General features: G+C 64.3%; 16 protein-coding genes. 6 read left to right on the plus strand and 10 right to left on the minus strand.

Features of this window, described 5'->3' with window-relative positions:
* From BHE75_RS24735 to BHE75_RS13190, 5 genes are all read right to left on the minus strand, one after another.
* A partial coding sequence (locus tag BHE75_RS24735) for a transposase (RefSeq protein ID WP_217494727.1) occupies nt 1–187 on the minus strand: 187 nt, incomplete at its 3' end.
* A gap of 60 nt (nt 188–247) precedes the next feature.
* The gene (locus tag BHE75_RS13175) at nt 248–505 is read right to left on the minus strand and encodes a DUF3768 domain-containing protein (RefSeq protein ID WP_254684448.1); all 258 of its coding nucleotides are present in this window, start codon (nt 503–505) and stop codon (nt 248–250) included.
* Nucleotides 502–960: a hypothetical protein gene (locus BHE75_RS13180; protein ID WP_070934154.1), complete on the minus strand. Its 459-nt coding sequence runs from the start codon at nt 958–960 to the stop codon at nt 502–504. Before BHE75_RS13180 ends, BHE75_RS13175 begins: the two co-directional genes overlap by 4 nt.
* Nucleotides 961–1,093: 133 nt before the next feature.
* Nucleotides 1,094–1,846, minus strand: a complete 753-nt coding sequence (locus BHE75_RS24115) for a hypothetical protein (protein WP_191225195.1) — start codon at nt 1,844–1,846, stop codon at nt 1,094–1,096.
* Complete coding sequence (locus tag BHE75_RS13190; protein ID WP_070934156.1) at nt 1,813–2,166, minus strand: hypothetical protein; 354 nt, start codon at nt 2,164–2,166, stop codon at nt 1,813–1,815. The genes BHE75_RS24115 and BHE75_RS13190 overlap by 34 nt, the downstream gene beginning before the upstream one ends.
* A gap of 273 nt (nt 2,167–2,439) precedes the next feature.
* Between BHE75_RS13190 and BHE75_RS13195 the strand changes: the two genes are divergently transcribed.
* Nucleotides 2,440–2,994, plus strand: a complete 555-nt coding sequence (locus tag BHE75_RS13195) for a recombinase family protein (RefSeq protein ID WP_070934157.1) — start codon at nt 2,440–2,442, stop codon at nt 2,992–2,994.
* A gap of 6 nt (nt 2,995–3,000) precedes the next feature.
* Here the strand turns inward: BHE75_RS13195 and BHE75_RS13200 are convergent, their stop codons facing one another.
* From BHE75_RS13200 to BHE75_RS13210, 3 genes are all read right to left on the minus strand, one after another.
* Entirely contained in the window at nt 3,001–3,546 is a 546-nt protein-coding gene (locus BHE75_RS13200; protein ID WP_139181725.1) for a hypothetical protein, read from the minus strand.
* 99 nt (nt 3,547–3,645) lie between these two features.
* Nucleotides 3,646–4,755: a hypothetical protein gene (locus BHE75_RS13205; RefSeq protein ID WP_139181726.1), complete on the minus strand. Its 1,110-nt coding sequence runs from the start codon at nt 4,753–4,755 to the stop codon at nt 3,646–3,648.
* Between the two features lie 215 nt (nt 4,756–4,970).
* Nucleotides 4,971–6,659 (minus strand): hypothetical protein, encoded by a 1,689-nt coding sequence (locus tag BHE75_RS13210; RefSeq protein ID WP_139181727.1) that lies wholly within the window; start codon nt 6,657–6,659, stop codon nt 4,971–4,973.
* A gap of 281 nt (nt 6,660–6,940) precedes the next feature.
* Between BHE75_RS13210 and BHE75_RS13215 the strand changes: the two genes are divergently transcribed.
* Nucleotides 6,941–7,423: a vgr related protein gene (locus tag BHE75_RS13215; RefSeq protein ID WP_070935866.1), complete on the plus strand. Its 483-nt coding sequence runs from the start codon at nt 6,941–6,943 to the stop codon at nt 7,421–7,423.
* 34 nt (nt 7,424–7,457) lie between these two features.
* Here the strand turns inward: BHE75_RS13215 and BHE75_RS13220 are convergent, their stop codons facing one another.
* Complete coding sequence (locus BHE75_RS13220) at nt 7,458–7,712, minus strand: hypothetical protein (RefSeq protein WP_191225196.1); 255 nt, start codon at nt 7,710–7,712, stop codon at nt 7,458–7,460.
* A 31-nt stretch (nt 7,713–7,743) separates the two neighbouring features.
* Nucleotides 7,744–8,208 carry a copper chaperone PCu(A)C gene (locus BHE75_RS13225; protein WP_070934161.1) on the minus strand — a complete coding sequence of 155 codons (465 nt, stop codon included), beginning with the start codon at nt 8,206–8,208 and terminating at the stop codon, nt 7,744–7,746.
* 197 nt (nt 8,209–8,405) lie between these two features.
* On the opposite strand from BHE75_RS13225, the gene dnaK reads away from it, so the two are divergent.
* From dnaK to rdgB, 4 genes are all read left to right on the plus strand, one after another.
* A complete protein-coding gene (gene dnaK / locus BHE75_RS13230) occupies nt 8,406–10,310 on the plus strand; it encodes a molecular chaperone DnaK (RefSeq protein ID WP_015457240.1) in 1,905 nt (634 codons plus the stop codon).
* 130 nt (nt 10,311–10,440) lie between these two features.
* The gene (gene dnaJ, locus BHE75_RS13235) at nt 10,441–11,565 is read left to right on the plus strand and encodes a molecular chaperone DnaJ (protein ID WP_015457241.1); all 1,125 of its coding nucleotides are present in this window, start codon (nt 10,441–10,443) and stop codon (nt 11,563–11,565) included.
* 230 nt (nt 11,566–11,795) lie between these two features.
* On the plus strand, nt 11,796–12,512 hold the full coding sequence (gene rph / locus BHE75_RS13240; protein WP_070934162.1) for a ribonuclease PH: 717 nt from the start codon (nt 11,796–11,798) through the stop codon (nt 12,510–12,512).
* Complete coding sequence (rdgB, locus tag BHE75_RS13245) at nt 12,509–13,120, plus strand: RdgB/HAM1 family non-canonical purine NTP pyrophosphatase (protein WP_070934163.1); 612 nt, start codon at nt 12,509–12,511, stop codon at nt 13,118–13,120. Before rph ends, rdgB begins: the two co-directional genes overlap by 4 nt.
* Nucleotides 13,121–13,176 lie beyond the last annotated feature (56 nt).

The following is a 13,176-nucleotide window of genomic DNA, read 5'->3' on the forward strand; positions in this document are numbered from 1 at the left end:
TCGCGTGCCGCTGGCACGTCGCCCCGACCGAGCCGTCGGGGCCAAACGCCTCGCGCAGAATGGACAGCTTCTGTTCCACCGACCAACGGCGACGCCCGCCGACCACCGCGATCCGACTGCTCATACGATCACTCATATGACCGGTCGTAAGAGCACTCGCCCCCGACGCTTCGATATCCTCGCTCATCACCGCTCCTCGCAAAAAGCGGCTATCAGCACTGCGGAGCAGCTTCCCGCAAGGCGGCCTTCAGAACACGGTTACGTCGATCTTCCACATAATGTGGTAGCTCTCGACCATCAGCATCGCGCAGTCATGTTCTCCGTGCGGATCGTTGTCGGGGGTGAAATCGCCGAACAGGCGGACGGCGCGGATTACCTCGTCCTTCGTCGCGATCGGCAGGATAGCGATCCCACGGGACAGGAAAATCCACCCGTTCTCGCCCGTGGCACGGAAATGGTCATTGAGGCGGGCGATGGTCGCCCGCCTCGTTGTCTCCAGCGTCACGCCGCCGCCTTCTTCGCCTTCGGCTTGAAGTTGGCCTTGCGCTCCGCGATGGCTGCCGTGAGCTGCGGGTCCAGCTCGCCGGCGTTGATCGCCTCGATAATCGAGCCGATGATTTCCGGCACTTCGTTGAGGTTCTGGACCTCGACCGCGTTCATGCCCTTGGCGAATTCCAGCGGCTTGCTGCCGTAGCGGAGCTGGAAAAACATCTTGCCGCTGGCATCGGTGAACCAGCCTTTCCGCACAGCGCGCGGCGCGTCCACGCGGACCTTTTCACCGGCATCGTTGGTGCGCGTCACGCGCCGGGTCGCGTTGAACGACGTGCCGGCGATTTCCGCCTCCGCCAGCGCCTTCTGCTCGGCGAGGTAGCGCAGCAGCTTCGCGCGAAAACCATGCTCGGACGTGGCGGGGTTCGCCGGGGCGGCAGCAGCAAGCTTGAGGGATTTGAGGATCGACATTCGCATCTCCTTTTTGTTTCGGACAAATGCGAGCCGTAATGTCGTCGTTCGTGAGAGCGACCGAAGATTGCCCGTAAGCATCAGAAATTCAGCCAAAAATAATTCTTCGGTCGCCTTCGCAGATTTACCCGGCTCAGGCGGCGAGTTTCACGCTGCCCTTGTGCGTCGGACCAAAGGGCTTGCGCTTGACCGGATCGGTTTCGACAAGCGGGATGGTCGTAATTTCCGTGCCATCCACGATGACAACGGCGAAGGGCGTGGCATCCTCGCTCCAGAAGAGCGCGGCGGCGCAGTCCGCTACAACGGGCGCCTTGAACCCGAAGCGGTCCTTCTCGCCGTAGATCGGCGACAGCACATAGCGGAAGTCCGTATCCGGGTGGAGACGGCTCTGGTCGCGCAGATCGGCTTCGCCCGCCTTATCTAGGAATTTCATCCACCCTGACGAGCAGACCGCAGCCAGTTTCTCCTCCGCCACATCAGCCGAGTGGAAAACGAGGCTGAACCGCTGACCGGCATATTCGAGGTTGGCGCTCGGCGCGCGGGCGGGATCGTTGCGGAAATAGCTGACCACCACGCGATCCTGCGCCGCGCGGATTTTCCTCCCATCATCATTATCCCTTATGCCCTGAGTGGATGGAAGATCATCATTGGCCGCCGCAGGCCCTGGGATCATGGGATCGCCAGAAGGGCAATTCATGTCGCCATCATGATTTCGTTCCGTCTCGTTCCGTATCGTTAGGTCAGGAAAGTCCAAGGAAACCAATGGTTCGCGGGCGATTTCCGCAGGATTCGAACAGGAAGTGGACAGGATTGGCGCGGGATGTTCGCAGGAATCGGACAGGATTTGCCCAATCAATCCCTCCAGATGGGCCACGCGAGCGTGCAAGGCGTCATATTCCTGGCTTTCAGGCCGAGGCCGGCCGCGAATTCACGGGCGGGGACCAACTGGCTGCGAGTGAGCTTGATCGCGCCGACCCAGATGAAATCGGGCTTGCCGAGCCTGACGCGAATGCTCTCCACAAAAGCGGTTCGCTGCTTGTCGCTTAGCGCATTGCCCTTAGCGAGCGTCTGAACGATCCGTGCGATGATGCGATAGGTTGTTTTGTCGGATTCGCTGGATCGGGTGCCGTCGTTCAAGCCGGCGAGTATTTGCTGGGCGTATGAAATCCATCTTGGCGCGTAGGCCGCGCTCTTTTTGTTGGCCATGTTCAACTCTCCTGAAAAAGAACCCGCCGCGCGGGCTCGAAACGCGCAGCGGGTCTTGGTCTTTCTCAGGAAATGCCACGAGCCTCACTGCCGAAGCGGCAGATTTCGAGCCCCGCAGCTTCATCGCTATTTATCTCCGGCAAGCCGCATTATTCGGGTTTACCTGGCCGAGACACCGCGCCGAGACGCCCCGAGGCGTCTTAATTCGGTTGACGCAGGACTTCCGAGACACTTGGCCGAGCGGGTCTAAACCCATCCGAGACAGGAGGTGCCATGATCGTCGGTTACGCGCGCGTCAGTTCCAGCAGCCAGAGCCTTGAGGTTCAGCACGAGCAGCTTGAGGCGGCCGGCTGCGAGAAAATCTTTGCCGAGAAGCGTAGCGGTCGAACCGTCGAGGGACGCGATGCGCTCGCCGATGCTCTCGACTTCGTGCGCGAGGGCGATGTGCTGGCCGTGACGCGGCTGGATCGCCTCGCTCGATCGGTGGTGGACCTTCACCGGCTGATCGAGCGGCTGAACGCCAAGGGCTGCGGCTTCCGCGTCCTCCAGCAATCCGGCATCGACACCACGACCAGCACCGGCAAGCTCACCCTGTCGATCCTCGGCGCGGTGGCCGAGTTCGAGGCCGACATTCGCCGTGATCGGCAGCGCGACGGGATCGAGCGCGCCAAAGCCAGGGGCGTGTATCGCGGTCGCAAGCCCAGCATCGACACCGCCCGGATCGAAACGCTGATGGCGGCCGGGATGGCCCCCGCCGCCATTGCCCGTGAGATGGGCGTCGGTCGCGCCAGCGTCTATCGCCACATGGGCAAGGCTGGCGCGGAATAGGTCATGCTACAGCCCTTTGGCCTGTAGCCGCGCCTCCGCCTTCTTCTGTTTTTCCGCAAGCACGCGGAGTTGCTCCATGACATTTGCGGGAATCCCGAAAACACCGGGGATGCGATATGGTCTGATCAGGGCGTCCGCCTGATCTGCCATTTCGACCCATGTTATCGCGTTGCGGTTTAACTGGTTTGGCCGGCGGACGGTAGGCAAGCCGTTATGCCCCGGCCCCGCCCACAAAGCACTCGCGTCGGGCACGAACAAAATTTCGGTTTCGCCGTCTGGCTTGGGGGTGGGATCAATGAGCGACCCATCTTCGCGGCGCCAGACCGCATGATGCTCCGCCTCGGCCCACGCGCGCGGCCTTTCCCAGATACACCAGCCCGTCACCATCTCGCCGCCGGTTTTCCCTACAAGGCGGCTGACACCAGCAAAGCATTCGCCATGTTCACACCCGGCCTGCGGGACGACCGGCACGCGCATCGGCTCTCCGCCCAACTGACGGATGAGAGCGGCAACCATCGGTCCGATCGTTACCGGTGTAGTCAATTTCGTCATCTTTTAGTCCTGATCACATTCATCAAATGCCGCAGAGCGGCGTGTATCGAGCAGAGTGGTCGATGCGGCAGTTTGCGACACCGCCGCATCGGTCTTGGACTATTCGTCCTCTCCCTCCTTGGCCTTCCCGCGTCGGATTTTGACGAAAGCGGCGCTCTGGCGGCGGACATGCGTGAGCGGGTCGGGATAGCGGAACATGGTCCGTAACGCCCGATAGGCCCTGATGATGTGATCGGGCGCAAGCTCGCTCGACCACGCACTCGGCATCTCCATGATCGCGTTGGCGTCGTCGATGCCGCGCAGCAGACTTTCGTGGTTGTGGTTGACCACAATTTCGTGCCCCAGCGCGTCCCAACCCGCTTGTCGGGTGATCGCGGGCACGCACAGATCACTGACCAGCAACCGCTCGGCGATCCGGCTGCTCGTAACTGGGAAAGGCGTGCGCCATTCCTGATGAACCGGATCGGCCGGCGGCCTCAAGATCGACATGACGAACGAGGTGGATGAGATGTTCGGATAGCCATAAATCTTGCCGTTCATCGCCAGATGCGATGGCGAGCTGGTGTCGAAGGTGATGAGCAGATCATCGTCTCCCATATGCTCGCGCAACGCCTTCTGAAGCGCGCTCAGCATGACCGCATGGGTAAGCGTGCCGACACCGAGGAAGTGGAAGCGGTTGCGGTCCGGCGTCAACAGCCCGTCCGCGATCAGGCGCAGCATCATGGCCGTGATGTGGATATAATCAGTTCGCATCGTGCCGCCGAATGCCCAACCCTCGAACGGCTGGACCTTCACCGCGTCATACCACGCCACGGCATCGGCGCTCGTCTGGCCCTGCAGGACGGACAGGAACCGCACGTCCGCAGAACGGTGGCGCGCGAAATAGCGGTTGCTATCCACGGTTATCGCCAGCGCAGTCGCGAAGCTGTCGAAGGGCAATTGCCTCGGCGTGATGACGCGGGTGGGCACGTCGAGAGTGATCGCCTCGTCGGCATTGGCTTCGAGGAAGCGCAACGCCCATGCGCGCGACGCGTCGCCCTGCCATTGTGTGGGGTCGCGCCCGAACTGAAGCCCGCCGCTGTCGAACAGGATGGTATTGCCGGGACGCTTGGAGAAGGTGCCGACCGGCAGCGGCATAGTCCGCCCGATATACTGCCCTGCCGAGTGGAGCGCCCGGTCAGTGAAGAAGAACGGATTGCTGCGGTTCATGAAATCGAGATCGGACGGCGAAGCTACTCCGTCCGGCATTCCGTCAGGGCGAAGCTGGCTCGCGTTCCGATAAGGTGTCATGTGGCTCGATGCCTGGCCGGCAAAGAGATAGCGCGCGCGGTCCTTGCCGCGCGAAGCATAGTCGCGTGTCATGCGGGGAATCCTCGTGTGAGAATCCCGCCCATGTGAAAAATCACATGGGCGGGAAAATTACATCAGGCGGCTGCGGCGGCCGGCGCGTCGCTCTTGGGCAGGCTCTGGACCCGCTCGCGTAGCGCGCGCGATCGGGTTGGCTGCTCGCGGTTCGGCTCGAGCGTCTGGACGAAGACCCGATAGGTGGCCACCTCCGTCGCCGCTTCGATGAGCAACAGGCCGTTCGGATCGAGCTGCCATGTCAGCCCGTCCGTCATCGGCAAGGGCAGAAGTCCGACCATCGCTCGGCGCAGGTCATCGAGCATGACCTGAACCTTGGCGTCGCCCTGCGCATCGGCGTCAAAGGGCGCGGCGGCCGCCTTGCCGTTGGCGAAGCTGATGCCCTTACTCCCAACCGTGATCGTGACGGCGCGGTCCTTCTGCTGCCTGAGCAGCACCTTCATGAAGCTGCCGTCGAACGCCGCCACTGTTTCGGGCGACATGATCACCGATGCTATCGGCGCGAATGCAGGGCTGACCCGGTATGTCCAGACCGTGCCCATCTGGCGCGGTTTGATGATGAGATTGACCGGCTTGCCGTCAGCCTTGCTCGTGAAGGTCACGGTCTTGGTCTGCCCCGCAATCGTCACCGGCGCTGCGACGCCTTCCACCGGGTTCAGGCCGAATAGCGCGGCATCCGCCTCACCCACCAGACGCCCGTTGAGCCGGCGTCGGGTGAAATTGTCGATGAAGCATTCGCCCTTCATCGAATAGCCGAGGTCGACGGATGGTATGATCTCAAGGATCAGGCCGTCATCGCGGCGGGCGTGGGCGATGCTGAAACGGCCGCGCTCGACCAGATACATGCCATAGGCCGGCAGCATGTCGTAGCTATCGTTCGCCACGTCACCCTCAGGTACGTCCTCGATGGGGATGTCGCTCGTCTCATCCGGCACGAACGCGGCACCCGCCAGTAGCATCGCGCGATAAAAGCGAAGATCAGCGGGCGCTGCCGTGAGCGGGCATGGCGCATAACCAGCCAAGCCGATGATCGTAGCCTTGTTCGCTGTCAGCGGGATCAGCCGCAGCTTGTCGCCCTCGTGCCGGAAGATCAGCACGCCTTCCTGCCCGGAGGCGATCCCCGCCACCGCGTCGATTTCGAGCGCAGCGGGGTTGTCGAACATCTCGGCAACCTGCTCGTCGGGCGTCTTGGTCGGGACGCTATCGGCTTTCTTGCCGTCCGCCTTCGCCGCGCGATTGGCCTCAAGGTAGTTCTTGGCAAGGCCGGAGATACGGCCCTGCGCCCTGTACCAGTCCACGAACGCATCATCGTTCAGGTGATCGTGCTCGCCCTTCCGCGCGGCGAGGGTCGCCAGCGCGCGGGCGAGTTGAGACACTTCATGCTGGAGCGCGTCCCGCTCGCCTTCGGCCGCTTCCTGCATGTTGATGTTCAGGAGCAACTGAGCGCCAAGATGCAGAACGAGGGTCGCCGCCAGATGCTTGAAGCCCAAGCTCTCGGCATAGGCGTTGATCGAGGCGACACCGTATTTCTGCACGAAACGATGCTGGTCGCGTAGCAGAAGCGCGCGACGGCGAACCGCGTTGCCCTCCAACCGTGTCACAATACCGTGACGGTCCTGAAGACGGCGGAGTTCCGCTTCGTCGGACGGGGTGAATGCGCGGGGCACTTCCGGGCCAACGGGATCACGCGCCACAAGCGCACGCCCGTCGGTCGCGGCAGAGGAGTTCACATTTTCAGATTTTACCAACATTTTTCGACCTCATTCGTCGTCAGGCCGACCCAAGCCAATGGGTTGCGCGATACGCTCCAGACGCGATCATCCTGCGCTGGTTGGTGCGTATTCACGGGGTCGATCTGCCGACGAGCAAGGTGCGCGGCGTTGCCGCTTCGGCTCGTTGGTGAGCGGGCCTTTACGTGGCGCTGAACCTAAAGGCAAGCAAAAAGAGCGTGTTAACCATCATTTTCGATCAAATCGACTTTTGAGCCCGCAGTTTTCCTTTTCCGTTGTTTCTGCCCGCCTATGTTCGGAGGATGCTTTACCGACGAAAAACGTCGCGCGACGAACGCCCGCTGTCCGATACCGAACGAACGTTAGCGCGAGGTGTGTTCGGTGATGCGCTCGACTATGACGCGGTTCGTATCATCAATCGCAAGTGGGCCTTTTTCCAACCGCGACACGTCACGATGGCTCCGCAAGGTTCCATCCATTTTCACCCGGCAGGCGGAGGTTATTGCGGCTGCTTCGGCGCCGCCACGCTCGGTCAGCAGGGGCTCCTGATCCACGAGCTGGTCCACGTCTGGCAACACCAGCGCGGCATCAACCTAATCCTCCGCCGGCATCCCTTCTGCCGCTACAGTTACAGCATCAAACCGGGCTGGACGCTCGAACGCTATGGCATAGAGCAGCAGGCGGAAATCGTCCGGCACACTTTCCTATTGCGTCGAGGTGCTATTGTTCCCGGCGCTCCGCCGATCGCAACGCTCGAAAGCATTTTACCCTTCAAACCCGCATAAATCTGCGGTTTTCGAGCATGTGCGCTACTTTAGGCTATACAACCATCTCGTGGATGAAAAGCCCCTGCGCCGCGACCGGCGCCTGGGCGAAATCATTCCGCCAGATCGGGCTTTCGGGGTGGAACCAGATGTGCCCGTCCGGCGCCATCACCACGCGGGGCGGGTGGAGCGGCCACCATTTGCGGCGGTGGAGCCGGACCGCGTCATAGTCGATCGCCGGCCCGAACATGCCGGCGGCGAGCGCGCGCTCGCCCGCCGTCAAAGGGCGGGAGATGGGCGGTTCCGCCATCCCCTACCCGGCCCGGCCGGCGCCGGGGCGATCAGTGGCCGGCATGGCCGCCGGGCGCGGCATCGCCGGCCGCGCGGGTGGCGGCATCGACGTTCACCGCCTTGCCGCTCCTGAAGCGGAAGGTGAGCGGCAGCGTGCCGCCCGGCTTCACATCGGCCGCGACGTCGAACAGCATCGCATGGTTGCCGCCGGGCGCGAAGGCCACCGTGCCGCCCGCCGGCACGTCGGCACCGTCGATCGGGCGCATCGTCATCATGCCGTCCGCCATGCCGCCTTCGTGCAGCTCGATCCGGCCGACGCGGGGGCTTTCCACCGCGACCAGCCGATCCGCCTGCGCGCCGCCTTCCACAGTGAAATAGGCGGCCGCCGGCCGCCCGACCACCGGCGAAAGGCGGACCCAGGCATCCTTCACCGCCGGCGCATCCGGCCGTGCCGGCTGGCACGCCGCCAGTGCCATCAACGCAAGCGGCGCCAGCCGCAGCAACCCTCGACCCATAGCATATTCTCCGTCCATCCGATCGCCGCCGCGCCGGATCGTTCCAACCAGATCGCATTAGGCGAGCCGGGTGTCTTGCGGCAACCGAAAGCCCGCCTATATCGAGCCCCGAACAGCAACAGCCGACCGGTTTTCGCTTCACTGGCAAGGGGAACCGGCGGATACGCCGCAAACTTCGGGGGACGAAGGGTATAAGTATGGCTAAAGTAATCGGGATCGACCTGGGCACCACCAACAGCTGCGTCGCCGTGATGGACGGCGGCAAGCCCAAGGTTATCGAAAATGCCGAAGGCGCGCGCACCACGCCTTCGATCGTGGCCTTCGCCAAGGATGGCGAGCGCCTGATCGGCCAGCCGGCCAAGCGCCAGGCCGTGACCAATCCTGACAACACGATCTTCGCGGTGAAGCGCCTGATCGGCCGCCGCTTCGACGATCCCGTGACGAAGAAGGACACCGAGCTGGTGCCCTATCACATCGTCCGCGGCAGCAACGGCGACGCATGGGTGCAGGCCGGCGGCAGCGATTATTCGCCGTCGCAGATCTCCGCCTTCATCCTGCAGAAGATGAAGGAAACGGCCGAAGCCTATCTGGGCGAGACCGTGACCCAGGCGGTGATCACCGTTCCGGCCTATTTCAACGACGCCCAGCGCCAGGCGACCAAGGACGCCGGCCAGATCGCGGGCCTCGAGGTGCTGCGCATCATCAACGAGCCGACGGCGGCCGCGCTCGCTTATGGCCTCGACAAGAATGACGGCAAGACCATCGCCGTCTACGACCTTGGCGGCGGCACCTTCGACATCTCGATCCTCGAGATCGGCGACGGCGTGTTCGAGGTGAAGTCCACCAACGGCGACACCTTCCTGGGCGGCGAGGATTTCGACGCCAAGATCGTCGAGTTCCTGGCGGACGAGTTCAAGAAGGCCGAGGGCATCGACCTGACCAAGGATCGCCTCGCCCTCCAGCGCCTGAAGGAAGCGGCCGAGAAGGCGAAGATCGAGCTTTCGTCCGCGCAGACGACGGAAGTGAACCTGCCCTTCATCACCGCCGACGCCACCGGGCCGAAGCATCTGGTGAAGTCGATCACCCGTTCCGATCTGGAGCGTCTGGTGGCGGACCTCATCAACCGCACGCTGGAACCCTGCCGCAAGGCGCTGGCCGATGCCGGCGTGAAGGCCGATGCGATCGATGAGGTCGTGCTGGTCGGCGGCATGACCCGCATGCCCAAGGTGCGCGAAGTCGTTAAGTCCTTCTTCGGCAAGGAACCGCATACCGGCGTGAACCCGGACGAGGTGGTCGCCATGGGCGCCGCCATCCAGGCCGGCGTGCTGCAGGGCGACGTGAAGGACGTGCTGCTGCTCGACGTGACCCCGCTGTCGCTGGGCATCGAGACGCTGGGCGGCGTGTTCACCCGCATGATCGATCGCAACACCACCATCCCCGCCAAGAAGTCGCAGGTCTATTCGACCGCCGACGACAACCAGCAGGCGGTGACGATCCGCGTGTTCCAGGGCGAGCGCGAGATGGCGGCGGACAACAAGCTGCTCGGCCAGTTCGATCTGGTCGGCATCCCGCCGGCGCCGCGCGGCGTGCCGCAGATCGAGGTGACGTTCGACATCGACGCCAACGGCATCGTCCATGTGACCGCCAAGGACAAGGGCACCGGCAAGGAACAGCAGATCCGCATCCAGGCGTCCGGCGGCCTTTCCGACGCCGACATCGACCAGATGGTCAAGGATGCCGAGAAGTTCGCCGAGGAGGACAAGAAGCGGCGTGAGGCGGCGGAAGCCAAGAACAACGCCGAAAGCCTGATCCACACCACCGAGCGCCAGCTCGAGGAGCATGGCGACAAGGTGGATGCGGCGCTGAAGTCCGAGATCGAGGCGGCCGTGGCCGAGGCCAAGACCGCTGTCGAGGGCGGCGATCCCGCCCAGATGACCGAGAAGGCCCAGGCGCTTGCCCAGGTGGCGATGAAGCTTGGCCAGGCGATCTACGAGAAGGAGCAGGCGGCCGCCGCCTCGCCTTCCGCCGACGCCGGCGAAGCCAAGGCCGACGATGTGGTCGACGCCGAATTCTCGGAAGTCGACGACAACAACAAGGCGTAAGCGATGCGCCCCTTCCATTCGCATGGCATGGATGGTCATCCCCCTTCGGCGGCGGCAACGCCGGCCGGAGGGCGGATCGCCGCTTCCGCCCGCGCCATGGAAGGGGCGGTTTTTCTGGCCGGGGGGCTGAATGGCCGAGGTTGATTTCTACGAACTGCTCGAAGTCGAACGGACTGCGGACGACAAGACGATCAAATCCGCCTACCGCAAGCTGGCGATGCAGTGCCATCCGGATCGCAATCCCGGCTGCAAGGATTCGGAAGCCAAGTTCAAGGCGATCAGCGCAGCCTATGACTGCCTGAAGGACCCGCAGAAGCGCGCGGCCTATGATCGGTTCGGCCATGCCGCTTTCCAGAATGGCGGCGCGGGCGGGCCGGGCGGCTTCGGCGCGCAGGATTTCGGCGGCTTTTCCGACATATTCGAAAATATCTTCGGCGAATTCATGGGCGGCGGCCGTGGCGGCCGCCAGAATGTGCGGCGCGGGGCGGACCTGCGCTACGACATGGAAATCACGCTGGAGGACGCCTTCCACGGCAAGAAGGCGGAGATTCGCGTCGACGTCGCGGCCAATTGCGAGCCGTGCGGCGGCACCGGCGCCAAGCCCGGCACGTCGGCCAAGGGCTGCCCCACCTGCGGCGGCCACGGCAAGGTGCGCGCGCAGCAGGGCTTCTTCGTGGTCGAGCGCACCTGCCCGTCCTGCCACGGTGCGGGCCAGGTGATCGCCGAGCCCTGCCCCGATTGCCGGGGCGAAGGCCGGGTCGATCGCACCAAGACGCTGGAGGTGAACATCCCCCCCGGCGTGGACGAAGGCACCCGCATCCGCCTGACCGGCGAGGGCGAGGCCGGCGCGCGCGGCGCGCCTCCGGGCGATCTCTACATCTTCATCCATGTGAGCCGGCACAAATTGTTCGAGCGGGAAGGCACCACTCTCTTCGCCCGCTATCCGGTCTCCATCACCACGGCGGCGCTGGGCGGCACGATCGAGGTGCCGGGGCTGGACGGCGAGCGGCACGAGCTGCGCATTCCCGCCGGCATCCAGTCCGGCAAGCAGATCCGCCAGCGCGGCGCCGGCATGCCGGTGCTGAACGGCCGGGGCCATGGCGACATGGTGATCCAGGTCGATGTGGAGACGCCGACCAGGCTCACCCCCCGCCAGCGCGAGCTGCTCGAGGAATTCCGCACGCTGGAAACCGGCGAGGAATCGCCGGAAGCCAGCGGCTTCTTCGCCAAGCTGAAGGGCATGTTCGGGGAATAAGGCCGACGCTGCCCCACCCCAGGGAGCAGCCCGTCAGGCTGGACCCGTTTCGGCATCCATTACCGCCACGCCCGAATATCTGGCGGAACGGCGATGGATGCTGGCCTTTGCCGGTACGGGCGAAGGAAGGTGCGGATCCGCTGCGCCCTGCCCCACCCACCTTCGCTCTGGCCTCCCGGCGCGCGGGGGGCTAGACGCGCTGGCTTGAGTTCACCAGCGAAGGAATGCCCATGCGCCCCTCCGGCCGCGCGCCCGACCAGATGCGTCCGATCTCGATCGAGACCGGCTATACCCGCCATGCCGAAGGTTCCGTGCTGATCGGCTTCGGCGACACCAAGGTGCTCGTCACCGCATCGATCGAGGAGCGCGTGCCCCCCTTCCTGCGCGGCAAGGGCCAGGGCTGGGTGACGGCCGAATATGGCATGCTGCCCCGCGCCACCCACACGCGCGGCAGTCGTGAGGCCGCCAAGGGCAAGCAATCGGGCCGCACCCAGGAAATCCAGCGCCTTATCGGCCGCTCCTTGCGCGCAGTGGTCGATCTCACCAAGCTCGGCGAACGCCAGATCACGCTCGATTGCGACGTGATCCAGGCAGACGGCGGCACGCGCACCGCTTCCATCTCCGGCGCCTGGGTGGCGCTCCGCCTCGCGGCGGACAGCCTGATGAAGCAGGGCCTGCTGACGGAGGACCCGATCACCGCTCAGGTCGCGGCGATCTCCTGCGGCATCTACGAAGGCACGCCGGTGCTCGACCTCGATTATATCGAGGATTCGAATGCCCATGCCGACGCCAATTTCGTGTTGCTGGACAATGGCAACATCGCCGAGGCGCAGGCGACCGCCGAAGGCGCCACCTATGACGAGGAAGCGCTGCTCCGCCTGCTGCGCCTCGCCCGCATCGGCTGTGGCGAGATATTCGCGGCCCAGCGCCGGGCGGTGGCGCGGTGACCGCGCATCACCGCAAGCTTGCCCCCGGCCGGCTGGTGATCGCCAGCCATAATGAGGGCAAGGTGCGCGAGATTCGCGAGCTGCTCGCCCCCTTCGGCATCGAACCGGTCTCGGCCGGATCGCTGGGCCTGCCGGAACCGGACGAGACGGGCACCACCTTCATCGCCAATGCCGAATTGAAGGCGCGCGCGGCCGCCGATCTTTCCGGCCTGCCCGCGCTGGCCGACGATTCGGGGCTGTGCGTGGAAGCGCTGGGCGGCGAGCCGGGCATCTTCTCCGCGCGCTGGGCGGGGGAGACCAAGGATTTCGGGCTGGCGATGCAACTGGTCGAGGACAATCTCGGCAAGCTCGGCCCCGATGTCGGCCGCGATGCCCATTTCATCTGCGCGCTTTCGATCTGCTGGCCCGACGGCCATATCGAAAGCTTCGAGGGGCGGGTGGACGGCACGCTCGTCTGGCCGCCGCGCGGGGACAAGGGATTCGGTTATGATCCCATGTTCCAGCCCTGGCACCATGACGTCACCTTCGGCGAGATGGACCCGGCCGCCAAGCATGCGATGAGCCATCGCGCGGATGCTTTCCGCAAGCTGGTCGCGGCGGTGCTTTGACGGTGACGAATCCCAAAAAGCCCTCTCCCCCCGGGGAGAGGGTTGGGAGAGGGCGC

It is taken from the genome of Edaphosphingomonas haloaromaticamans (assembly GCF_001853345.1).
Classification (GTDB): Bacteria; Pseudomonadota; Alphaproteobacteria; order Sphingomonadales; family Sphingomonadaceae; genus Sphingomonas_E; species Sphingomonas_E fennica.

What these genes read in the sequence shown, in the direction of transcription:
- BHE75_RS13190 (WP_070934156.1), bottom strand. Translation starts at nt 2,166, where the DNA reads ATGGCCAACAAAAAGAGCGCGGCCTACGCGCCAAGATGGATTTCATAC.
- BHE75_RS13180 (WP_070934154.1), bottom strand. Translation starts at nt 960, where the DNA reads ATGTCGATCCTCAAATCCCTCAAGCTTGCTGCTGCCGCCCCGGCGAAC.
- BHE75_RS13215 (WP_070935866.1), top strand. Translation starts at nt 6,941, where the DNA reads ATGCTTTACCGACGAAAAACGTCGCGCGACGAACGCCCGCTGTCCGAT.
- BHE75_RS13225 (WP_070934161.1), bottom strand. Translation starts at nt 8,208, where the DNA reads ATGGGTCGAGGGTTGCTGCGGCTGGCGCCGCTTGCGTTGATGGCACTG.
- dnaK (WP_015457240.1), top strand. Translation starts at nt 8,406, where the DNA reads ATGGCTAAAGTAATCGGGATCGACCTGGGCACCACCAACAGCTGCGTC.
- BHE75_RS13220 (WP_191225196.1), bottom strand. Translation starts at nt 7,712, where the DNA reads ATGGCGGAACCGCCCATCTCCCGCCCTTTGACGGCGGGCGAGCGCGCG.
- BHE75_RS13200 (WP_139181725.1), bottom strand. Translation starts at nt 3,546, where the DNA reads ATGACGAAATTGACTACACCGGTAACGATCGGACCGATGGTTGCCGCT.
- BHE75_RS13195 (WP_070934157.1), top strand. Translation starts at nt 2,440, where the DNA reads ATGATCGTCGGTTACGCGCGCGTCAGTTCCAGCAGCCAGAGCCTTGAG.
- rph (WP_070934162.1), top strand. Translation starts at nt 11,796, where the DNA reads ATGCGCCCCTCCGGCCGCGCGCCCGACCAGATGCGTCCGATCTCGATC.
- dnaJ (WP_015457241.1), top strand. Translation starts at nt 10,441, where the DNA reads ATGGCCGAGGTTGATTTCTACGAACTGCTCGAAGTCGAACGGACTGCG.
- BHE75_RS13210 (WP_139181727.1), bottom strand. Translation starts at nt 6,659, where the DNA reads ATGTTGGTAAAATCTGAAAATGTGAACTCCTCTGCCGCGACCGACGGG.
- BHE75_RS13205 (WP_139181726.1), bottom strand. Translation starts at nt 4,755, where the DNA reads ATGAACCGCAGCAATCCGTTCTTCTTCACTGACCGGGCGCTCCACTCG.